At 39.1% G+C, this 21,609-nt stretch carries 22 protein-coding genes; 20 read left to right on the top strand and 2 right to left on the bottom strand.

Annotation, left to right across the window (positions count from 1 at the left end):
• Positions 1–29 precede the first annotated feature (29 nt).
• The 5 genes from fmt to liaF all read left to right on the top strand — a co-directional run bounded on the left by fmt (position 30) and on the right by liaF (position 5,799).
• Positions 30–965 carry a methionyl-tRNA formyltransferase gene (gene fmt / locus FRX54_RS05270; protein ID WP_146461784.1) on the top strand — a complete coding sequence of 312 codons (936 nt, stop codon included), beginning with the start codon at positions 30–32 and terminating at the stop codon, positions 963–965.
• Positions 955–2,277 carry a 16S rRNA (cytosine(967)-C(5))-methyltransferase RsmB gene (rsmB, locus tag FRX54_RS05275; protein ID WP_146461786.1) on the top strand — a complete coding sequence of 441 codons (1,323 nt, stop codon included), beginning with the start codon at positions 955–957 and terminating at the stop codon, positions 2,275–2,277. Before fmt ends, rsmB begins: the two co-directional genes overlap by 11 nt.
• 35 nt (positions 2,278–2,312) lie before the next feature.
• Positions 2,313–3,050, top strand: coding sequence for a Stp1/IreP family PP2C-type Ser/Thr phosphatase (locus FRX54_RS05280; RefSeq protein ID WP_146461788.1), 738 nt, complete (start codon positions 2,313–2,315; stop codon positions 3,048–3,050).
• Positions 3,050–4,999 (top strand): Stk1 family PASTA domain-containing Ser/Thr kinase, encoded by a 1,950-nt coding sequence (gene pknB, locus FRX54_RS05285; RefSeq protein ID WP_146461790.1) that lies wholly within the window; start codon positions 3,050–3,052, stop codon positions 4,997–4,999. The genes FRX54_RS05280 and pknB overlap by 1 nt, the downstream gene beginning before the upstream one ends.
• A gap of 101 nt (positions 5,000–5,100) precedes the next feature.
• Positions 5,101–5,799 carry a cell wall-active antibiotics response protein LiaF gene (liaF, locus tag FRX54_RS05290; RefSeq protein ID WP_146461792.1) on the top strand — a complete coding sequence of 233 codons (699 nt, stop codon included), beginning with the start codon at positions 5,101–5,103 and terminating at the stop codon, positions 5,797–5,799.
• Positions 5,800–6,013: 214 nt separating this feature from the next.
• Here liaF and FRX54_RS06480 read toward each other — a convergent pair whose 3' ends face one another.
• Positions 6,014–6,112 carry a hypothetical protein gene (locus FRX54_RS06480; RefSeq protein ID WP_398586881.1) on the bottom strand — a complete coding sequence of 33 codons (99 nt, stop codon included), beginning with the start codon at positions 6,110–6,112 and terminating at the stop codon, positions 6,014–6,016.
• Between FRX54_RS06480 and FRX54_RS05295 the strand changes: the two genes are divergently transcribed.
• The 6 genes from FRX54_RS05295 (at position 6,096) to FRX54_RS05320 (ending at position 9,941) form a co-directional block, all read left to right on the top strand.
• Positions 6,096–6,806: a sensor histidine kinase gene (locus FRX54_RS05295; RefSeq protein WP_398586883.1), complete on the top strand. Its 711-nt coding sequence runs from the start codon at positions 6,096–6,098 to the stop codon at positions 6,804–6,806. The genes FRX54_RS06480 and FRX54_RS05295 overlap by 17 nt on opposite strands.
• Positions 6,793–7,431 (top strand): response regulator transcription factor, encoded by a 639-nt coding sequence (locus FRX54_RS05300; RefSeq protein WP_146461796.1) that lies wholly within the window; start codon positions 6,793–6,795, stop codon positions 7,429–7,431. The genes FRX54_RS05295 and FRX54_RS05300 overlap by 14 nt, the downstream gene beginning before the upstream one ends.
• A 38-nt stretch (positions 7,432–7,469) precedes the next feature.
• Positions 7,470–8,873 (top strand): Cof-type HAD-IIB family hydrolase, encoded by a 1,404-nt coding sequence (locus FRX54_RS05305; RefSeq protein ID WP_146461798.1) that lies wholly within the window; start codon positions 7,470–7,472, stop codon positions 8,871–8,873.
• Complete coding sequence (locus FRX54_RS05310; RefSeq protein ID WP_146461800.1) at positions 8,870–9,238, top strand: S1 RNA-binding domain-containing protein; 369 nt, start codon at positions 8,870–8,872, stop codon at positions 9,236–9,238. Before FRX54_RS05305 ends, FRX54_RS05310 begins: the two co-directional genes overlap by 4 nt.
• Before the next feature lie 123 nt (positions 9,239–9,361).
• Positions 9,362–9,589 (top strand): hypothetical protein, encoded by a 228-nt coding sequence (locus FRX54_RS05315; protein ID WP_146461802.1) that lies wholly within the window; start codon positions 9,362–9,364, stop codon positions 9,587–9,589.
• Positions 9,590–9,734: 145 nt separating this feature from the next.
• Positions 9,735–9,941, top strand: a complete 207-nt coding sequence (locus FRX54_RS05320) for a hypothetical protein (RefSeq protein ID WP_146461804.1) — start codon at positions 9,735–9,737, stop codon at positions 9,939–9,941.
• Between the two features lie 165 nt (positions 9,942–10,106).
• On the opposite strand, the gene FRX54_RS05325 is transcribed toward FRX54_RS05320, so the two are convergent.
• On the bottom strand, positions 10,107–10,742 hold the full coding sequence (locus FRX54_RS05325) for a YigZ family protein (protein ID WP_146461806.1): 636 nt from the start codon (positions 10,740–10,742) through the stop codon (positions 10,107–10,109).
• Positions 10,743–10,777: 35 nt separating this feature from the next.
• Between FRX54_RS05325 and FRX54_RS05330 the strand changes: the two genes are divergently transcribed.
• From FRX54_RS05330 to FRX54_RS05370, 9 genes are all read left to right on the top strand, one after another.
• Positions 10,778–12,076 (top strand): DEAD/DEAH box helicase, encoded by a 1,299-nt coding sequence (locus FRX54_RS05330; RefSeq protein ID WP_146461808.1) that lies wholly within the window; start codon positions 10,778–10,780, stop codon positions 12,074–12,076.
• Positions 12,076–12,738 (top strand): ComF family protein, encoded by a 663-nt coding sequence (locus FRX54_RS05335; protein WP_146461810.1) that lies wholly within the window; start codon positions 12,076–12,078, stop codon positions 12,736–12,738. The genes FRX54_RS05330 and FRX54_RS05335 overlap by 1 nt, the downstream gene beginning before the upstream one ends.
• A gap of 74 nt (positions 12,739–12,812) precedes the next feature.
• The gene (gene hpf, locus FRX54_RS05340; protein WP_146461813.1) at positions 12,813–13,361 is read left to right on the top strand and encodes a ribosome hibernation-promoting factor, HPF/YfiA family; all 549 of its coding nucleotides are present in this window, start codon (positions 12,813–12,815) and stop codon (positions 13,359–13,361) included.
• A 126-nt stretch (positions 13,362–13,487) separates the two neighbouring features.
• Complete coding sequence (gene metG / locus FRX54_RS05345) at positions 13,488–15,479, top strand: methionine--tRNA ligase (RefSeq protein ID WP_146461815.1); 1,992 nt, start codon at positions 13,488–13,490, stop codon at positions 15,477–15,479.
• Positions 15,480–15,489: 10 nt separating this feature from the next.
• Positions 15,490–15,726 carry a DUF2829 domain-containing protein gene (locus FRX54_RS05350; protein WP_146461816.1) on the top strand — a complete coding sequence of 79 codons (237 nt, stop codon included), beginning with the start codon at positions 15,490–15,492 and terminating at the stop codon, positions 15,724–15,726.
• The gene (locus FRX54_RS05355) at positions 15,719–16,417 is read left to right on the top strand and encodes a 3-oxoacyl-ACP reductase (protein ID WP_146461818.1); all 699 of its coding nucleotides are present in this window, start codon (positions 15,719–15,721) and stop codon (positions 16,415–16,417) included. The genes FRX54_RS05350 and FRX54_RS05355 overlap by 8 nt, the downstream gene beginning before the upstream one ends.
• Before the next feature lie 15 nt (positions 16,418–16,432).
• On the top strand, positions 16,433–16,882 hold the full coding sequence (locus FRX54_RS05360) for an ASCH domain-containing protein (RefSeq protein WP_146461820.1): 450 nt from the start codon (positions 16,433–16,435) through the stop codon (positions 16,880–16,882).
• Positions 16,883–17,851 (top strand): Gfo/Idh/MocA family protein, encoded by a 969-nt coding sequence (locus FRX54_RS05365; RefSeq protein ID WP_146461822.1) that lies wholly within the window; start codon positions 16,883–16,885, stop codon positions 17,849–17,851.
• 401 nt (positions 17,852–18,252) lie between these two features.
• Positions 18,253–21,609 (top strand): GbpC/Spa domain-containing protein (locus tag FRX54_RS05370; protein WP_146461824.1); only part of this gene is annotated, 3,357 nt, incomplete at its 3' end.

Here is a 21,609-nt window from a genome sequence, read left to right on the forward strand (position 1 = left end):
TAGCTAATTTAGCAAGATAAGGAGTAGGAATGACCAAACTAATCTTTATGGGAACCCCAACATTTTCGGCCACGGTTTTAGAAGGTCTTTTAGCTGATGACCGTTACCAAGTGCTTGCTGTTGTAACGCAGCCGGATCGCCTAGTCGGGCGTAAAAAGGAATTAAAAGAAACGCCAGTTAAAGAAGTGGCACGTCGTTATGATTTGCCGTGCTATCAGCCTGAAAAATTATCGGGTAGTAAAGAGATGGCTGATTTGATGAATTTGGGAGCAGATGGGATTATAACGGCTGCTTTTGGTCAGTTTTTACCTGAAAAATTGTTACAGTCGGTGAGTTTCTCTGTCAATGTCCATGCGTCGCTGCTACCCAAGTACCGTGGTGGTGCACCGATTCATTATGCCCTTATCAATGGTGAGAAAGAAGTTGGGATCACCATTATGGAAATGGTCAAAAAGATGGATGCAGGTGACATGATTTCTAAAGCTAGTATTCCCATCTTAGATGAGGATAATGTGGGCACCCTTTTTGACAAGCTAGCTGTGGTTGGTCGTGACTTACTCTTGAAAACCTTACCCGCATACCTTTCTGGTGACTTAAAGCCAGAACCTCAAGATGAGAGTCAAGTGTCCTTTGCTCCTAATATCAAACCTGAAGAAGAAATCTTGGACTGGAATAAGCCCGCAAGGAACTTGTTTAATCAAGTACGAGGGATGAATCCTTGGCCAGTCGCCCATACTTTCTTGGCCGGTCAACGCTTCAAAATTCATCAAGTAACAGTAGTTGACGGTCAAGGTCAGCCTGGGCAAATTATTGAAAAAACCAAAAAGAGTTTAGTGGTAGCAACTGGTCAAGGGGCAATTTCCTTAGTGACAGTTCAACCAGCAGGCAAGCCTAAGATGTTGATTAGTGATTTTCTCAATGGGCTTGGTCGAGATTTGAAGGTAGGAGATTACTTTGGTAAATAAGTGGCGAACCAGTGCGCGTGGGCTAGCTCTGATTATTTTACAAGAGATTTTAAGACAGGATGCTTACACGAATCTCGCTCTTAACAAGCATTTAGCTAATAGCCAGCTATCCTCACAGGATAAGAGTCTAGTTACGGAACTCGTTTATGGGACAGTGGCTCGTAAAATCACTTTAGAATGGTATTTGTCGCATTATTTGACAGACCGTAATCAACTAGAAGATTGGGTTTATGACTTGCTTTTGCTGAGCAGCTATCAGTTGATTTATTTAGATAAATTGCCAGCTCATGCTATTGTCAATGAAGCTGTTGAGTTGGCTAAAGCGAAGTCAAGCCATCAAGGTGCAGACAAACTTATCAATGCGGTTTTACGGCGAATGAGTCAAGAAGAATTACCCAATCCCAAGGCGATAAAACGCGTCAATAAACGTTATTCAATTGTCTATTCCTTGCCAGTTTGGTTGGTATCTAAGCTAATTGAACAATTTGGTCAAATTAGAGCAGAAGCTATTTTTGAGAGTTTATTGCTTAGAAGTAAGGCAAGTGTACGAGTAATCAATTCAGATAAGTTAGTACAATTCGCTCAAACCTTTGGTGCAGACTATTCTTCTTTATCTGATGTGGGTTTGGTCAAAACCAGTAGTTATTTTGCAGGGACAGAAGCGTTTCAAAAGGGGGAGTTGACGATTCAAGATGAGTCGAGTCAATTGGTTGCTCCAACCTTAGCTATACAAGGTCACGAAAAAGTTCTTGATGCTTGCAGTGCCCCAGGTGGTAAGACCACACATTTAGCGAGCTATCTTACAACAGGACAGGTGACAGCACTGGATTTGTACGACCACAAACTAGCTCTAGTAAAAGACAATGCCAAGCGTCTAGGGCTTTCAGATAAGATAGTCACCAAACGCTTAGACGCCACTCAGGTGCATCAGGTGTTTGCGCCAGATACTTTTGATAAAATTTTAGTGGATGCCCCTTGTTCAGGGATTGGTCTGTTGCGTCGTAAGCCAGATATTAAATATAATAAATCGCTACAAGATTTTGCAAGTTTACAAGAAATTCAGCTCGCCATTTTAGATAGTGTTAGTCAGGTATTAAAAAAAGGTGGCTTATTGACTTATAGTACTTGTACGATTTTTAAGGAAGAAAACCAAGACGTTTTAAGACAGTTTTTGGCTAGCCATCCTAATTTTGAACAGGTGGTATTAAGCCATCCCCAAACAAATATTGAACAGGATGGTTGTTTGGTTATCACACCTGAACTATACCAAACAGATGGATTTTTTATAGGTCAGCTAAGACGAAAGTCATAGAATGAAAGGAGACTGACTCGGTCAGGACAAAATAAATGAAATTAGCACTTTTAACAGATATTGGCCAGAAACGGTCAAGTAACCAAGATTATGTCAATAAATACGATAATAAAGCAGGCATTACTCTTTTACTGTTAGCTGATGGTATGGGTGGTCATCGTGCTGGAAATATTGCCAGTGAGATGACAGTGACTGACCTAGGTAGAACATGGGTTAATACAGACTTGACAGAAGTTGATAAAATTCGTGCTTGGTTGAGTGATGTTATCGAACAAGAAAATCAAAAAATTTATGATTTGGGTCAAAACGAAGACTATAAAGGTATGGGAACAACGATTGAAGCCCTTGCCATTGTTGATCAGACTATCGTCTATGCCCATCTAGGAGATTCACGAATTAGCTTGGTGCGTCAACAGAACTATACTCTTTTGACCAACGACCATTCTTTGGTAAATGAATTGGTCAAAGCAGGTCAAATCACTCCTGAAGAAGCGGCTAACCACCCACAAAAAAACATTATCACTCAATCTATCGGTCAATCAAAACCAGTTGAGTTAGAAATTGGCATGCAGACCTTAGAGCCAGGTGATTACTTAGTTGTCAATAGTGATGGCCTAACCAACATGATTTCAGAGCAAAATATTGTTGATGTTCTTGCTCAAGAGATGGATTTACAAAACAAGGCAAAATTACTGGTTTCTTTAGCCAATGAAGCAGGTGGACTTGACAACATTACCGTAGCCTTGCTGCACCTAGAAAGTGAGGAAGGGTAATGATACAGATTGGCAAATTATTTGCTGGTCGTTATCGTATCCTAAAATCAATCGGACATGGTGGTATGGCAGATGTTTATCTTGCCAAGGACTTGATTTTAGATAATGAAAGAGTAGCTATTAAGGTACTTAGAACCAATTATCAAACCGATCAAGTCGCTATTGCACGCTTTCAACGTGAGGCGCGTGCCATGGCAGAGTTAAGCCATCCTAATATTGTTGCGATTCGAGATATTGGAGAAGAGGACGGTCAGCAGTTCCTAGCTATGGAATATGTTGACGGTGCAGACTTGAAAAAATATATTTCCGAGTATGCTCCCCTTTCTAATCAAGAAGTAGTACGGATAATGAAAGAAGTCCTATCAGCGATGACTAGGGCACATGAACAAGGTATTGTACACCGTGATCTTAAACCACAAAATATTTTATTGACCAAGGATGGCACGGTTAAGGTGACAGATTTTGGTATTGCTGTTGCCTTTGCTGAAACCAGCCTAACTCAGACCAATTCAATGCTAGGTAGTGTTCACTACTTGTCACCTGAACAAGCTAGAGGCTCCAAAGCGACCATTCAAAGCGACATTTATGCTATGGGAATCATGCTTTTTGAAATGTTAACTGGGCAGATTCCTTATGATGGTGATAGTGCAGTGGCCATTGCTCTTAAGCATTTCCAAAACCCCTTGCCTTCTATTATTGAGCGTAACGCTCAGGTTCCTCAAGCCTTGGAAAATGTGGTCATTCGAGCGACTGCCAAGAAAAAGGAAAATCGTTACCGTTCAACTGATGAGATGAGTAAAGATTTGGAAACGGTTCTTAATACGCAACGCTTGCGTGAAAAGAAGTTGATTTTTAACGATGATGCGACAACTAATAAAGTGAAGCCTCAACTTGAAAATAATACAGCAAAATCAACAACAGAGCAGCTGTTGAAAAAGCCAAAAAAGGTAGTACTTGGTTCAAAAATCACGCCAAAGTCAGTTCCAGTTAAGAAAAAAACAAGCAGTAAAAAACGACGCTTATTCCCAGCGGCACTCAAGATTGTCTTCGCCTGCTTTGCCTTATTAACGCTATTGCTTGCTTTTTTCCTATTAACTCGACCACAAACCATAGCCGTTCCTAATTTAGCTGAACAGGATTTGGCAACAGCTAAAAAGGCCTTGGCAGATACAGGCTTGACCTTGGGAAATGTCTATGAAGAAGAAAATGAAAAAGTTGCTTCTGGACAAGTCATTCGAACCAATCCAGTAGCAGGGACAGAGCGTCGTGAAGGGGCAAAGATAGATCTTTATCTTTCAACTGGTTCAGCCAAACCTTCAGAGGATACGTTTACCATGCCTGATTATTTTGAGATGGATTATCAAACAGCTGTCAGTGATTTGGTTGCTAATTATAATGTTTTGGAATCTCAAATCGAGATTAAGTACCAAGTCAATGAAGACTATTTGGCTGGAACAGTACTTTCTCAAACACCAAAGGCAGGCAGTCAATTTGATCCCCAATCTAAGAAAAAGATTGTCTTTCAAGTTGCAACAAGCGAAGAAGTGATGATACCAAAATTAGTTGGTCTAAGCTATGGAGAAGCCCTTAGTCAACTGACTGACCTAGGTATTTCAACATCTGCCATCACTGCTTATATGGCTGATGGTAGTCAAGTCATTACCTCACCTGCATCAAGCACACTGGTGGCTGCTCAAACTCCCTACTATGGTGATACGATTAGCCTTTCCAATTCGGATGCGATTAGCCTTTACTTAGACACTGTAGAAGTTTCTTCAACTAGCTCGAGTTCAACTCGTAGCACCAATACAACAAGCTCTTCTGAAAGTACCAGTCGTTCTAGTTCGACAACCGAGTCATCTTCATCAACGTCAACCAGCCTTGACGAAGAAAGCGACTCTAGTCAGTCTGAATTAGAAGTTGATTCAGCCAGTACAGAAGAAGACTAAAAAACTGAGTTTAAGCTCAGTTTTTTTACTTATCTTGATCAGGGCAAAGCTGAATTTTTTTTATTTTTTTGATAGAATAGCAAGAAGTAGGAGGCAGACTGATGAAAAAATTCCAATTATTTTTAGTCGTTGAGAGTTTATTCTTAACCATGGCTTTTTTAACCATTTTGGCCAGTGATTTCGCAGCAGCAGTCTGTATTTTGGTCATGGTTCTCTTAGTCTTGCGTTTTTACAATATGGGAAGTCGCAGCAACTTTTTATTGACTGCTGGTCTGTTGCTACTTTTTTTGATTTTTATGCTCAATCCCTATGTGATTGCCGCCATTCTTTTTGCGGTTGCCTATATCCTAATCAATCATTTTTCTCAAGTGAAGCAAAATAACCGCAGGGCCCTGATTCAGTTTGAAAAAGACGAACTAGATGTTAGACCAAAACGTAACAAGTGGATTGGTAGTAAACAACATTTAATAAGTGATGATTATTGTTTTGATGACATCAATATTATTAGGGTAACAGGAAGTGACACCATTGATCTTTCCCAAGTCATTGTGAAAGGCAAGGATAATGTGATTGTGATTCGTAAGGTTTATGGTCCCACCCAAATTCTTGTCCCCCTTGATGTAACGGTCAAATTAGATGTCAGTGCCGTATATGGTAATGTCACTTATTTTGATTTTCCAGCCTATGATTTACGTAATGAAAGCATTAAACTAAGTCAGCCAGCCGATCAAGATTTACTTAAATCAGTCAAGCTGATTGTCAGTGTGATTGCTGGTTCAGTTGAGGTGAAACGCCTGTGAGAAAATCTTATTTAGTACTATTGTTCATCTACTCCTCGCTAGCCATCTTTTCTATGGTTTTTACCATTATTACCAGCTTGGAATTAGATGTTTTTCAGCTCATCAACAATACCTGGATTTTAGAACGCTTTTTGTTTTCAATCACCCTGTTAATTTTCTCCTTGTTAATTTTATTGGTCTTGCTTTGGGTCATCATGGATGACAGTAGTAAGCGTCATCTCAACCATAATTTACGACGAATTTTAAATAACCAAGCCATTCCTAAACAAATTGATAGCGAAACAGGTCGTAATTTGATGCGATTGTCAACCAAGGTTAATCGTTTAACTACGAGTTTACAAAATACTGAAAATGCCCGTATCTTAAACAGTCAGGAAATTGTCAAACAAGAACGACGACGAATTGCAAGAGACCTTCATGATACAGTGAGTCAAGAACTCTTTGCCTCTTCCATGATGATTTCAGGTCTTTCTCAGAGTTTAGATGGTTTAGAAACAGACCAACTCAAAACTCAATTGCTTGCTGTGGAAGAGATACTTGGTAAGGCTCAAAATGACTTGAGAGTGATGTTGCTGCATCTCAGACCAACTGAGCTAGAAGATAGGACTCTGGAACAAGGTTTGGCCATGATTTTACGTGAACTGACAGATAAGAGTAATATTGGGGTTACTTATCATAAATCAATTGGTAAACTTCCTAAAGTGATTGAAGATAACCTTTTTCGGATTGCTCAGGAATTTATCAGTAACACCTTAAAGCATGCTCAAGCGACTCGTTTGGAAGTTTATTTACAAGAAAAAGAAACAGAAGTTGAGTTGAAAATGGTGGATAATGGCCGTGGTTTTGATCTCAATGTTGCTCGTGAATTAAGTTATGGGTTAACCAATATCCAAGAACGAGTTGACGATCTCGCAGGCACGATGACTTTTTTAACCAGTCTTGGTAACGGAGTGTCTATGGATATTCATGTGCCGATAGTGAAAGGGAAAGAAGATGGAAAAAATTAACGTGATTTTGATTGACGATCATGAAATGGTACGTCTAGGCTTGAAGAGTTTTCTAAATTTACAAGCTGATGTGGAAGTCATCGCTGAAGCCTCAGATGGCAAGACAGGTGTGGAACTCGCCTTAGAATTAAAACCAGATGTGGTGGTTATGGATTTGGTTATGCCAGAAATGGATGGTGTCGAAGCCACCTTAACCCTCTTAAAACAATGGAAGGCAGCTAAAATCTTAGTCTTGACCTCTTATTTGGATAATGAAAAAATTTACCCCGTTATTGAGGCTGGAGCTAAGGGTTACATGCTCAAAACCTCTAGTGCAGCAGAGATTCTCCACAGTATCCGTAAAGTAGCCCAAGGTGAGTTGGCCATTGAAACAGAAGTGGACAAAAAAATAAAATATCATGATGAACATCCTGATTTACATGATGAGTTGACAGCGCGTGAACGTGATGTTTTGAAACTCTTGACCAAGGGGTATGACAATCAAACCATTGCTGATGAGCTCTTTATTTCCTTAAAAACGGTTAAGACCCATGTATCAAACATCTTAGCCAAATTGGAGGTAGAAGATCGCACGCAGGCAGTCGTTTATGCTTTTCGTCATCACTTAGTTGCTCAAGATGATTAAGATGATATAATAGAAGTAGTGAATGGAGAGAACATAAAATGGATATTAAAACAAAATACAAGGCAAAAAAAATCAAAGCAGTCTTTTTTGATATTGATGATACTTTACGAGTTAAGGATACAGGCTACATTCCTGAAAAGATTACCATGGTTTTTGAGCAACTGAAAGCTAAAGGGATTTTGACAGGGATTGCATCAGGACGTAGTATGTATGGTGTTGTTCCAGAAATTCGTGACCTGAAACCAGATTACTTTGTGACCTTAAATGGCGCCTACGTCATCGACAAAAAAGGTAAGGAGATTTTCAATCAACCCTTTAAGAAAGAACAAGTGGCAGCCTTTGTGGCTTGGTGTCAAGAGCTGAATATAGCTTACGGATTTGTTGGAAAAGAAGGACAGCCAGTCGTGTCTGAATCAAGTCCAATCATTGATGAGGCCTTGGTGCCCGTTTATGGTGATTGTCCTGTTGTGCCAGATTTTTATCAAACCAATGCGGTTTATCAGATGTGGACGTTTACAAAAACCAATGCCGACCTTGTGCTACCTGACTGTTTAGCTCAAGACATGCGTTTAGTTCCTTGGCATCCGCATTCTTCTGATTTGGTTCAAACCGGCATGTCCAAGGCACGAGGCTTGGAAGAAGTACTGGCGACAGAAAAGCTGAAAGCAGAGCAGATTTTATTCTTTGGTGATGGTCTGAATGATCTGGAGATGTTTGATGTTGTCGGTCTAAAAATTGCTATGGGCAATGCGGTTGATGCCTTGAAAGCCAAGGCTGATTACGTGACAAAAACAGTGGAAGAAGACGGGATTTATCATGCCTTGGTTGAATTAGGTTTAATTGAAGCCCAACTTAGCTTGCCTCAATTGCATCTAGATCAAGTTCAAGGAAGTAAAGCCATTATTAAAACCAATATGGGCGACTTATCCTTACAATTATTTGATGACTTGGCACCTAAAACAGTTGCTAACTTTCTTGCCTTAGCAAAGGACGGCTATTATGAGGGGGTGATTTTCCATCGTGTGATCAATGATTTTATGATTCAAGGTGGTGATCCAACTGGAACTGGTATGGGTGGCCAGTCGATTTACGGCGATAGTTTTGAAGATGAATTTTCTGAAGAACTCTACAATCTTCGTGGTGCTTTGTCTATGGCAAATGCAGGGCCAAATACTAACGGTAGTCAGTTCTTTATTGTGCAAAATCAGCACTCTCCATATAGTGCCAAGGAATTGATGAGAGGTGGCTGGCCAAAAGAGATTGCTGAGCGTTATACTAAGGGGGGCACTCCCCATCTGGACCGTCGTCATACCGTTTTTGGTCACTTGTTAGATCAAGCTTCTTATGAGGTTTTGGATAAGATTGCTGCAGTGGAAACGGATTTTGCTGACAAACCTAAGGAAGACGTCATCATCACAGCTATTGAGGTTATTCAAACATGAAAATTGGAGATAAACTAAACGGTCAGATTGTGGGTATCAAGCCTTATGGTGCTTTTGTTCAGCTGGAAAAAGACAAAATTGGTCTGATCCACATTTCAGAAGTTAAGGCAGGTTATATTGATAACATTTACAAAAATTTAAGTATCGGTCAAAAAGTGACGGTTCAGATCATTGATTTGGATGAATATAGCCAAAAAATCAGCCTATCCCTGCGTAGTCTGGAGGAAGAAGGTTATATCTCTCAACCCAAACATCGTTTTTCCAATAGCCGTTATAAAATTGGTTTCAAACCTCTAGCTAAAGCCCTGCCCAATTGGATCGATGAAAGTCTGGCATTTTTGAAAAAAGATACCCCAACGAATTAACAAAAAAATTAATTTGTTTTTTTGATGAAAAATTTAATTTTTTCTTAACCCCCCTTGACAAAATGGGGAGGGGGGTGCATGTATAATAGAAGTGAGATAATATGATAAAGGAGAATGGTTGTAGTGAATAGAGAAGATATCTTAGAATACTTGTTAGAGAAAAGACAAATAGTTGCACCTGTAGAGAAAGCTAGATTACATCTAGAAAAAGTAAAAAGTAACAATCCGAATATTGATTTTTCTAAGATTTTTTTAAGGTGTTTAGGATTTTCAGTTTTATTGACATTGGTTTTTACTACTTTGTTAGGTCTTTTTATAGAACTTTTATTAAATATTTTTGTTTCTTCTTAAAGTCATGAAATTGTAAAAGAACAAATTAATTCATATACTTTATGGATTTTATTAATCGTATTTGTTGTAGTGGTAAGTAAAATATTTCCTAAAATTTGGAAAGATAGTAAAATTTCTGAACGTAATTTTAGGAACGAATTACAAGTTGCAGAAAAAAAATTATCAGGTAGCTGTTAATGATTCAGCTTATTTAGAAGTCAAATTAGGATTTCCTGAAAAATTTTATAATTATCATGATATTTATAGATTATATAAATTAATCGAAGAGTATCGAGCAGATAGTTTAAAAGAAGCTTTTAATTTACTAGAGTCGCAGCATTTTCAAGAAAACCAACAATTTTATCAAGAATAAATGGCAATGTTGCAAGAGGATATGGCCAAGTCTGCTAAAATAGCTGCTGTTGCGAATGTTGTTATGGCTTACAATACTTCGAAAATAGCTTCAAATACTTCAAAAAAATATTAATAAGTAATATTTCTAATATTAAATAAAAAGCAAGTCTCTTTGACTTGCTTTTTATTCTATGACTTCCACCTCCACCACTCGACTGCCGATTTCTTGACTACTCACTTTACCGTGATAAAATTCCGTCAGGCTATCAAGAACATCTTGTATCTTATCCTTATCTAAGTAGAGATGAGTGGTGACATTGACGGAAAAGTCTGGGTCAAATTCTTGTAATCCTTGATTTTCTAAAAAGTTGGCAAAGGTCTGATACTGGGGGTAGGTCATCTCAATAGCTAACCCTTGTAATTCTTTGACTTCAACCACACCAATTTCTTTGATGGCATGTGCCACACTACCAGCATAAGCCCTAATCAAGCCTCCAGCTCCAAGTTTGATCCCACCAAAATAACGAGTAACAACGGCAACGACATTGGTCAGCCCTTGTTTTTCAAGAACAGTCAGCATGGGAACACCGGCAGTGCCACTTGGCTCACCGTCATCACTGGAGCGTTTAATTTCGCTATTTTCTCCAATAATCATGGCAGAGCAGGAGTGGTTGGCCTTGTAGTGTTCCTTTTTGATTTGGTTGATAAACTGTCGCCCCTCTTCTTCTGAGTTGATACGTTTCATATGGCAAATAAAACGTGATTTTTTAATGACTTCTTCACAGATACCATCTGCTTTGATTGTTTTGTAATTCTTCATAGGAAAATTTTAACATATTTTACGAATAAATAGACATGAAAGATGTTGCAAATTACTACGGTCGCCTAGTACCACAAAATGAGCTACCAGTTGAGTTTCTTGGTTTGGCAAAAAGTCTGTGCACCACGTTCAAGCAAAATGGGAAATGCTCGTGTCAACGTTGTCACAGTTGGATTAAAGACAGTTGGAGCTTACCAGATAAGACCTTTTATTGCAGAGCTTGCCTTGTTTTTGGTCGTCTAGTTAGTGACCAGCTTCTTTATTACCTACCACAAGAGCCGTTTACTAAGGGAGATTTTTTGGTTTGGCAAGGTCAATTAACCCCCTATCAAGCTCAGGTATCGGAGGAGCTGCAAAAAGCTATTGATAAAAAAGAAAATATTCTAGTTCATGCAGTGACAGGGGCAGGCAAGACCGAGATGATTTATCGCCCCTTGGCTAGTTTACTCAATCAAGGGAAATCCGTCGCTGTTGTCAGCCCACGGATTGATGTCTGCATTGAGCTTTACCACCGCTTAACACGTGATTTTTCTTGTCCTATTAGCCTACTTCATGGTGAATCAAAAGCCTATAAACGTTCTCCTTTAGTCATCGCAACCATTCATCAACTCTTTAAGTTTTATCAGGCTTTTGACGTGATTATTATCGATGAAGTGGACGCATTCCCTTTTGTTGATAATGATTTTCTTTATCGAGCTGTGGCATTAGCCTTAAAGCCTGATGGTAACAAGATTTTCTTGACAGCAACATCAACCGATAGATTAGATAAAGCAGTTAAAACTGGTCAATTAAGACGTGTTCAGTTAGCTAGACGTTTTCATGATAGTCCCTTGGTTGTACCAAGTCTAACTTGGCTAGACGACCTGTTAGAAAAAATGAAACAAAAGCGTTTACCAAAGAAATTACTTGAGATGATTGAACGACAACAACTAACAAGCTATCCCTTGTTGATTTTCTTTCCTCATATCCAACTAGGGCAAGAATTTTACCGTCTTTTGATAGATTTTTTACCTGATAAAAAAATTGGATTTGTATCCAGTCAGACACCTGAACGAAAAGACTTGGTTGAGCAGTTTCGACAAGGAGACTTAGATGTTTTAATTTCCACAACCATTTTGGAACGTGGTGTCACTTTTCCTTGCGTGGATGTTTTTGTACTCTGGAGCAATCATAAACTTTACACACGTTCATCTCTGGTTCAAATTGCAGGGCGAGTAGGGCGAAGTCAGGAGCGCCCGACAGGTCAACTCATCTTTTTTCATAATGGCAAAACTAAATCGATGGTAGCCGCTATTAAAGAAATTAAAGCCATGAATCAAGTGGGAGGTTTTTGATGCGATGTTTATTGTGTGACGAAGCGTTAAGTTCTTCATTTTCCTTTACAGACTTATTTTTATTAAAACCGTCAAAGACAAATTTGTGCTTTACTTGTAGCAAGAGTTTTGTAAGCATTTCAGAAAAACATTGCCCTTCTTGTTATAAGTCAGATATTGCTGAGCTTTGCTCAGATTGCCATGCTTGGCAAGAACAAGGAGAACAAGTAAATCACGTTGCGCTTTATCGTTACAATGATGCCATGAAGGCTTATTTTAGTCAGTATAAGTTTAAGGGTGATTACCTTTTACGAAAGGTGTTCAGTCAAGACATCAAGCAAGCTCTTAAACCTTACAAGGATTATCAGTTACTCCCAGTTCCGCTTAGTCCAGATGGTTTGAACCAACGTCGTTTTAATCAAGTGACAGGCTTTTTAGATGATGCAAGTTTGCCTTATCTTGACCTTTTAGGCAAGTATGAGAGTATCAAGCAGTCAAGTAAGACAAGGCAGGAACGTTTAGCTAGTCAGCAAACCTTCTATCTCAAAAAAGATACAGTCTTACCAGACAAGATACTCTTGATTGATGACATTTACACTACAGGAGCTACCTTAGTTTTAGTCAAGCAAGTGCTTTATCAAGCAGGCGTTAAAGACATTAAAACTTTCTCGTTAGCTCGCTAAATTCTTGCCAAAATATTCTGAAAGCGTTATAATAAAACTATAGAAAAGACTGACATAGAAAAGAGGTACTGCTTATGATTAAATATAATGTTCGTGGTGAAAACATTGAGGTTACTGAAGCCATTCAATCTTATGTAGAAAACAAATTAGCAAAGGTTGAAAAATATTTTCATGCAGACCAAGAGTTAACTGCCAAGGTCAATTTAAAGGTTTACCGTGAAAAAACAGCCAAGGTTGAAGTGACGATTCCATTAGGTAACTTAACCCTTCGTGCTGAGGATATGTCACAAGACATGTACGGCTCGATTGATTTAGTTGTCGATAAGATTGAGCGTCAAATCCGTAAGAACAAAACTAAAATCATGAAAAAGCATCGTGAAAAAGTGGCGACAAGTCAAGTCTTTACACCTGAATTTGTGCAGGAAGTTTCAGAAGACACTACAGAGTTGAAAGTTGTACGAACTAAAAACCTAGATTTGAAGCCAATGACTCTAGAAGAAGCGTTGTTACAAATGGAACTCTTGGGTCATGATTTCTTTATCTATGTTGATGCAGAAGATGGCAAGACCAATGTACTTTACCAACGTGAAGATGGTGATGTTGGGTTGATTGAAGCAAAATAGTTGATGAAACAGGCTGTTAAATCAGTCTGTTTTTTCTTGTCCTACTCAGTATTCAAGGTAGGTTTTGCCTTTATTTTATGATATAATAGACTGATTATATTTGAGATGATAATAAGGAGAAAGCTAATGGCAAAGGAATCATTTTATATTACAACACCGATTTATTATCCTAGTGGTAAGCTTCATATAGGGTCAGCCTACACGACGATTGCTTGTGATGTTTTAGCTCGCTATAAGCGTTTGATGGGCTACGATGTGTTTTATCTGACTGGATTGGATGAGCATGGTCAAAAAATTCAAGATAAGGCACAAGAAGCTGGCTTAGAGCCACAAGCCTACGTTGATCAGATGGCAGCAGGTGTCAAGGAATTATGGCAGTTATTAGATATTTCTTATGATAAATTTATCCGAACAACAGATGCCTATCATGAAGAAGTCGTGGGTAAGATTTTTGAACGTTTATTGGCCCAAGATGATATTTATTTGGGGGAATATTCTGGTTGGTATAGTGTGTCTGATGAAGAATTTTTCACAGAAAGCCAACTGGCAGAAGTTTTCCGTGATGAAAATGGTCAGGTGACAGGTGGTATTGCGCCATCAGGCCATGAAGTCGAATGGGTGTCTGAAGAGTCTTATTTCTTGCGTCTAAGCAAGTATGCAGATCGTTTGGTTGCTTTTTATCAAGAGAACCCAGAGTTCATGCAGCCAGCAGGTCGCATGAATGAAATGTTGAAAAACTTTATTGAACCAGGCTTGGAAGACTTGGCAGTTTCACGAACAACTTTTACTTGGGGAGTGCCGGTACCATCAAATCCTAAGCATGTTGTTTATGTTTGGATTGACGCCTTGGTCAACTATATTACGGCGTTGGGTTATGGACAAGACGACACAAGCCAATTTGAACAATTCTGGCCGGCAGATGTGCACATGCTAGGCAAGGATATTTTACGTTTTCACTCGATTTACTGGCCGATTATCCTTATGGCACTTGATTTGCCAATGCCAAAAAAATTAGTGGCTCATGGTTGGTTTGTCATGCAAGATGGTAAAATGTCCAAGTCAAAAGGCAATGTCGTTTATCCAGAAATGTTGGTTGAGCGTTATGGCTTGGATTCTCTTCGTTACTATCTCATGAGAAGTTTACCAGTAGGATCAGATGGGACCTTTACCCCTGAAGATTATGTTGGCCGTATTAACTATGAATTGGCTAATGACCTTGGTAATCTGCTCAATCGAACAGTGGCAATGATTAACAAATATTTTGATGGTCAGGTGCCGACCTTTGTCAGTCAAGTGACAGCCTTTGATGCTGACTTGGAAACTTGTGCAGCAGAAGCAATTAAGAACTTCCATGCTTATATGAATGGTGTAAATTATCCAAAGGCTTTGGAAGAAGTTTGGAGCTTGATTGCGCGTACCAATAAGTATATTGATGAAACAGCGCCTTGGGTATTGGCTAAGGAAGCTAGTAAAGAAGATGAACTGGCGAGTGTCATGAGTCATTTAGCAGCTAGCTTGCGCGTGATTGCCCACTTGATTGAGCCGTTCATGATGGCGACTAGCCAAGCGGTGATGGAGCAGTTGGGCATGGAGAAAGTGACATCGTTGTCAACTATTAACTTATCTGATTTGCCAAGTGGTTTGACTGTTGTTGCAAAAGGGACACCGATTTTCCCACGTCTAGACATGGACGATGAAATTACTTATATTAAAGAACAGATGGCAGCTAACAAACCACAAGAAGAAATCGAGTGGGATCCAGAAAAAGTTGAATTGACATCCAGCAAGTCAGCTATCAAATTTGACACCTTTGATGCGGTGGAAATCCGTGTGGCAGAAGTTAAGGCTGTTGAAAAGGTTGAAGGGTCAGATAAATTACTTAAGTTTAGATTGGATGCAGGAGATGGCGAAGATCGTCAAATCCTATCAGGAATTGCTAAATATTATCCTAATGAACAAGAACTCTTAGGTAAAAAATTACAAATTGTAGCCAATCTAAAACCAAGAAAAATGATGGGCTTGATTAGTCAGGGGATGATTTTGTCTGCCGAACATGATGGAAAATTGACCCTGTTGACCGTTGATGAACAAGTACCTAATGGTAGTGTAATTGGTTAAGGAGAAAAAGATGACCTTTGAAGAAATTTTACCAGGCCTTAAAGCCAAGAAAAAATACGTTCGTACAGGCTGGGCTGGGGCTGAAAATTATGTTCAACTGTTTGATACCATTGAGATTAACGGTGAGAAATTGGAGGCAACACCTTATTTTCTCATCAATGTTTCAGGGGATGGCGAGGGATTTTCAATGTGGAGCCCTACCTCTTGTGATGTCTTGGCAACAGACTGGGTAGCAGTTGATGACTAAGACGGTATTGGTGACAGGAGTGTCAAGTGGTATCGGCCTTGCTCAAGCCTCTAGTTTTCTAGAACAAGGCTATCGAGTAGTCGGTGTGGATAAGGCTTATGCCCCCAACTTGACAGGAGATTTCCAATTTATTCAACTAGATTTACAAGAGGACTTAGCTCCTCTTTTTCAACAACTGCCAAGCGTGGATATTCTCTGTAATACAGCGGGGATTTTGGATGACTATCAACCTTTGCTGACTTGTTCAGAAGAAGTCTTTGAGCAGGTTTTTGCGGTAAATTTCTTTGCAACGCTGAAGTTGATTCGCCATTATCTACCAGACATGATTGAACGAAAAGAAGGCATCATCATCAATATGTGTTCGATTGCTAGTCAGCTAGCAGGTGGGGGTGGTGCAGCCTACACCTCTAGTAAGCATGCCTTGGCTGGCTTGACCAAGCAGTTGGCCTTGGACTATGCCTTAGAGGGAATTCAAGTCTTTGGGATTGCTCCGGGTGCTGTCCAGACAGGCATGACCCAAAGTGATTTTGAAGAGGGCGGCATGGCTGACTGGGTTGCCGAGCAAACGCCGATTGGACGATGGACGCAACCTCAAGAAATAGCAGATTTAACTATGTTTTTAGCCAGTGGTAAGGCACAATCCATGCAAGGACAGATTATTGGCATTGATGGTGGTTGGAGTTTGAAGTAGGAAAAGGAATTTGTTATGACAATAGAAGAGATGATAAGAGCCTATCAAGCAATCTATCCTGATTGTGATAGCCACATAGAAGCTTGGCAATTTGGAGCTGAGCCAGATCAATTGGCCCAGTTGGTCTTGGATGGTAAAAAAACAGCAACAGCATCGGCTTATGATGAGTATCTACTTCATGATGAACCGCTTGTCAAGGTCGGCGATCATAGCATTATTTTGAATAGTCAAGATGATCCGGTGTGTATGATTAGAACGACCAAGGTGACCGTCGTTCCTTTTAAGGAGGTATCGGCAGAGCATGCCGACAAGGAAGGAGAAGGTGATCGTAGTCTAGCTTACTGGCGTCAAGTGCATTGGGGTTTGTTTAGTCAATGTTTAGAAAAAGGTCAGTTGACCTTTACTGAAAATAGTTTGGTCGTTTGTGAAGAATTTGAGGTGGTCTATCGACCAGAAGGAGTATAAATGAAACTAGGAATTTTAGGAACAGGCATGATTGTCAAGGAAGTCTTGCCTGTCTTGGCGGAGATTGAGGGGCTTGAGCTAGTAGGTATCTTATCTACCCCAAGGAGTCTGACTTTGGCAAAGGAATTGGCACAGACCTATCAACTACCACTTGTAACCAGTGATTATGAAGAACTTTTGGCAGATGAGCGACTTGATACCATTTATGTTGCCCTGCCCAATCATTTGCACTACGAGTATGCCAAAAAGGCCTTGTTGGCTGGCAAGCATGTCATTTGTGAAAAGCCTTTTACCATGACAGCAGACGAATTAGAAGACTTGGTGGTATTAGCTAAGGAGCGTCAACTCTTGCTCTTGGAAGCTATTACTAACCAATATTTGCCGAATTTTACCTACTTAAAAGAGAATTTACATCAGTTGGGTGAGATTAAGGTCGTGACTTGTAATTACTCTCAGTATTCATCACGTTATGATGCCTTCAAACGTGGCGAGATTGCCCCAGCTTTTGACCCTAAACAAGGTGGCGGGGCTCTTAGAGATTTGAATATTTACAATATTCACTTGGTAGTTGGTTTATTTGGTGCACCACATAGTGTCCAGTATTTGCCCAACATGGATCAAGGGGTGGATACGTCAGGGCTCTTGGTGATGGATTATCAAGACTTTAAGGTGGTGTGTATCGGCTCTAAAGATTCTAGTGCAGCCATTACCTCAACCATTCAAGGGAACAAAGGGTCTTTGGTTGTCAATGGTCCAACCAATAGTCTGCCACAAGTGTCTCTAGCCCTAAATGGTCAGGACATACAGGTGATTAACCAAAACGCAGCTCATCACCGTATGGCAGATGAATTTATCGTTTTCAATGAGATGATTACAACAAAAGATTATCAAAAAGCTCAGACCTATTTGGATCATAGCCGAGCAGTGATGCAGGTGCTAGACCAAGCCGCGTCATCAATGAAAGGTTAATAGATTATCATAAAAAACAGTCCTTACCTCTTATGGAAAGGGCTGTTTTTGGTTGCTTGAGGAAGTCATTTTTTATAAAAACTCAAAACGGTTTTTTCGACTTGTTTGGTGTAGAAAAGACACACGAATAAAAATATCTTGCCTAAAAAGGGCAGAAGAGAATGACGAACGAAAGAGCCTTGCCCAAAAAAAAAGCAAAAGAGAATCACGAACGGAAGTGTCTTGCCCAAAAAGGGCAGAAGAGAATGACGAACAAAAGAACTTTGCCCCCAAAAAATGAGCGAATCAATCAGAATCATGATAAGGACTTGTAGAGTAGTTGGTGTAATCGCTTTTATTTTTTTAGAAATTCCTTGGTAGCTATGCTATAATGAACTTGAGATTAGAAAGGAGTATTAGGGATGGAAAAGAAACAAGTGATTTATCACTCAATAGGTCTATTATTGTTTAGTACAGTGGTTTTATCACAAGAGCCTATAGTGGTTACTGCTGAGGAAGCTAAACAGGATATTACAGAGATTAGTCAATCGTTAGACAAAGCGTCTGATTTATCGCAAGTTCTTGATAAGGCTGAGCAGGCAGGTCTTACACTGGTTGAAACAGATGAGCAAGTGTTTGATAATGAAGTTGCAGCTGATAAGGACCGTCAAGAACAAGTCAAACAAGTTGAAGAAGCGATTAGATTGACAGAAGAAGCACAGCAGACCTATGTTGAAGAACAAAAAGCCTATCAAGATTATTTGACTCAAAAGGAAAATTATGAGAAAGATCGTCAAGTTTATGAAAATTATTTGAATGACTTGGCCATTTATCGTCAAGAACAGGCTAGTTATGAGCGTGATCAGGCAGAAAATCAAAAAATCGCTCAGGAAAATCAAGAAAAAGAGTCTGCTTATCAGTCGGCACTTACCATTTATCAAGAAGAACTTGCCAAATATCAAAGCAAGCTTGAACAGTATGAGAATGGTTTATTGACTAATGATAAACTTAAACAACAGTTTGAAGAAGCTAAGGTTCGCTATGAACAAGACCTTCTTGCTTATCAAAAGGATAAAGAAGCCTATGAAAAGGCTCAAGAAGAACAAGTAAAAGCCACTAAACGTTATGATGATGGGCAAACCCGTTACCGTGAACAGCTGAAAATCTACGGACTGGCCAAAGCTAGATATGATGAAGAGTACGCAGAAGCACAATCAAAACTTGGTCAACAAGGCTATCTGACGGAAGTTCTTGCTCAGAATCTCATTTTTCGTTCTGAACCAAATGCCACTCAAACTTTTACAGGACGTTTTCTATCTCCAGCGGACTTGGAAGCTGTCACTAAAAACTCTGTTAGTTGGCTGGATCCAGGAACAGTTATGTTCAAGCCTGAAGTTACAACTGTGACCAGTAAAGGTCAATGGAATGCAGCTTACATGCAGATTGGAGATAGTGTTCAGGTGGACTATAGTGACTTGGAAAATTCTAGTTTCTCAGGTTATCAACTAAAACGTGTTCGCTACACCTATATCTTGTTAGATAGTACTCATTATGACCGTTCTGTGATCTTTCAAGCCATACATGACCCTACGGTTACAGCCTATGTCCATAATTACAATAAAGATGACCAAACGACTTCTTCTTTTAAAATGGCAATGCAGGTACAATTTTTTGACGCTAATGATCAAGAAATTATTCCGACAGAGCAGTATTATGCCCTAACTAGTTTTGCCAGTGTTAATTCTCAAAATGGCAAAGGAGAATATGTTGCCGACTACAATGGCACATTTTACCCAATTACAGGTTCAACCATTACCTTGCAAGATGGTCGTGCCATGAACTATTCTGATGTCAATCAGGAAACTTTTGCTCCTGGTTGGGATAGTGCCGAGAGTCCTGATGCCTATATTGGAGCTATTGTTGGGAAATCAACTGAAACGATTCGTTTTACTTTTGGAAATACCGACGGTTTTGCTTACTGGTTTGCCTTTAATAGCGATGTCAAGGCAAAAGGTGTCCTAGGACCAGAACCCCTTGCTCCTGTAGCACCAGTTCTGGAAAAAACTGAGTTACCAAAAGCACCAATCTTACCAAGCATGCCAGTAGAACCAAGTTATGCTGAGCTAACTAGACCGATAGCTCCTCAAAAACCAGAAGCTCCTGGCTTATCTCTTCTGAAAACTATTAAGGAACCAGTAAAACCTCAGGAAGTTCTTAATCCTAAAGAACCTAAGATAGTCAAGGAACCTCGCCAACCTGATAAATTGGTTGTCTTTTATCATCGGACTCTCTATAAAGCTAAGACTATCCCTAAACCCCTTGTCGTTAAACTAGCTCAGAAAACAAGTCGTCCAGTTGTTCCGCTGCAAAGACGTTCTCCATTAAAAATAGCTAGACCAGTAGTAAAAGAAAATATTTCTACTTCTTCAAAATTTTTCTCGACAGAGGTACGGAATTATCAGTTAGTTTCATCAAAACCAGCCATTGTAGCGAATCAATGGCCTAGACGAGTTATGGGAAACTTTGTCACTCCTGTTGTAACTGGTGAAATTTTATCAAGAAATTCTATGTTTTCATTTATGAATCAAGGAGTATTAAAAAATTCAGTATCAACCAATACTCAATTAAATGCAAGACAAACAAATACAGGAGCGCCATCATTATTAGAGAGGATGGTCATTCAAACCTTATATGATAATAATCTGAAAAACTATAATCAATCAACAAGTATCAATATTAATACTGGATTAACTAAAAACGATCAAGATATTTTCTTTAATTATTTACGTGAAGTGCGAAAACTAGCTGAGAAAAAATACGGTAAGAAAAACATGACTAAAGTTAATCATGCTATTGCTAATGCTATTTCAGGCATCATATATGAAAAGAGCAAAAGTCAAAGAATGGTTAATGATTTTAATCCTAAAGAATTTCGAAATTTATCAGGATATGATGAGTTTGAAAAATTAATAGAATCTACAGCTATAGATAATCTTGATGATGAAAATTATAGATTTTATCCAATTGATCTCCCTCATCTAGCTATGCCTATTGCCAGTAGTTATGAAAGTAATTGGAAGAAAGAGTTAATAAAAAGAATAATGACAATGAGTTTAACTGGTAAGGATTTTAAAGAAGATTCAAAAGATATCTTTTTTATGTTAAATTCTTACACAGGAGATAGACTAACCAGTTTTGGTTATCAAAATAAGGATTTACCTACAGATGCTGATGCTTGGAATATATATCGACTCTATTCTTCCAAAGCTTATCTTGATAATAGTTTGAGAGATTATTTTGGTCAAGTGTTGAATCGTGATGTAATATCTAAAAAAGCCTTTCGTAAAGGTCGAGAATCTCAGAAGTATAAGCAAGATTTAGGGTGGTTTGATGGAGTTGCGTCAGGGACGTTAGGAGCTTTAGCAATTGCTATTGTCTTTAATGTCTTACCTAAAATTAGAAATTCAAAAGCATACAAATTTTTTGAAAAAGTTGGTAAAAAAACAAATGATATAATAAAACAAGGCAAAAATAAGGTCAAAGACATAACCAAGATTATTAAGAATTTCTTTAATCGGTCATCAAAGCAAAAGATAAAATCAAAAACTACAGTTCGTCCTAAGGTAGTATCACATCCTAAGGTAGTATCACGTCCTAAGGTAGTATCACGTCCTAAGGTAGTATCACGTCCTAAGGTAGTATCACGTCCTAAGGTAGTATCACGTCCTAAGGTAGTATCACGTCCTAAGGTAGTATCACGTCCTAAGGTAGTATCACGT

The organism is Streptococcus sp. sy004 (assembly GCF_007859205.1).
In the GTDB taxonomy this organism is placed as follows: domain Bacteria; phylum Bacillota; class Bacilli; order Lactobacillales; family Streptococcaceae; genus Streptococcus.

Coding starts and splice junctions, on each gene's coding strand:
- pknB (WP_146461790.1), top strand. CDS start 3,050: ATGATACAGATTGGCAAATTATTTGCTGGTCGTTATCGTATCCTAAAA.
- FRX54_RS05280 (WP_146461788.1), top strand. CDS start 2,313: ATGAAATTAGCACTTTTAACAGATATTGGCCAGAAACGGTCAAGTAAC.
- fmt (WP_146461784.1), top strand. CDS start 30: ATGACCAAACTAATCTTTATGGGAACCCCAACATTTTCGGCCACGGTT.
- FRX54_RS05350 (WP_146461816.1), top strand. CDS start 15,490: ATGACCTTTGAAGAAATTTTACCAGGCCTTAAAGCCAAGAAAAAATAC.
- FRX54_RS05335 (WP_146461810.1), top strand. CDS start 12,076: ATGCGATGTTTATTGTGTGACGAAGCGTTAAGTTCTTCATTTTCCTTT.
- FRX54_RS05365 (WP_146461822.1), top strand. CDS start 16,883: ATGAAACTAGGAATTTTAGGAACAGGCATGATTGTCAAGGAAGTCTTG.
- metG (WP_146461815.1), top strand. CDS start 13,488: ATGGCAAAGGAATCATTTTATATTACAACACCGATTTATTATCCTAGT.
- liaF (WP_146461792.1), top strand. CDS start 5,101: ATGAAAAAATTCCAATTATTTTTAGTCGTTGAGAGTTTATTCTTAACC.
- FRX54_RS05305 (WP_146461798.1), top strand. CDS start 7,470: ATGGATATTAAAACAAAATACAAGGCAAAAAAAATCAAAGCAGTCTTT.
- FRX54_RS05355 (WP_146461818.1), top strand. CDS start 15,719: ATGACTAAGACGGTATTGGTGACAGGAGTGTCAAGTGGTATCGGCCTT.
- FRX54_RS05300 (WP_146461796.1), top strand. CDS start 6,793: ATGGAAAAAATTAACGTGATTTTGATTGACGATCATGAAATGGTACGT.
- hpf (WP_146461813.1), top strand. CDS start 12,813: ATGATTAAATATAATGTTCGTGGTGAAAACATTGAGGTTACTGAAGCC.
- FRX54_RS05295 (WP_398586883.1), top strand. CDS start 6,096: ATGCGATTGTCAACCAAGGTTAATCGTTTAACTACGAGTTTACAAAAT.
- FRX54_RS05310 (WP_146461800.1), top strand. CDS start 8,870: ATGAAAATTGGAGATAAACTAAACGGTCAGATTGTGGGTATCAAGCCT.
- FRX54_RS05325 (WP_146461806.1), bottom strand. CDS start 10,742: ATGAAGAATTACAAAACAATCAAAGCAGATGGTATCTGTGAAGAAGTC.
- FRX54_RS05360 (WP_146461820.1), top strand. CDS start 16,433: ATGACAATAGAAGAGATGATAAGAGCCTATCAAGCAATCTATCCTGAT.
- FRX54_RS05330 (WP_146461808.1), top strand. CDS start 10,778: ATGAAAGATGTTGCAAATTACTACGGTCGCCTAGTACCACAAAATGAG.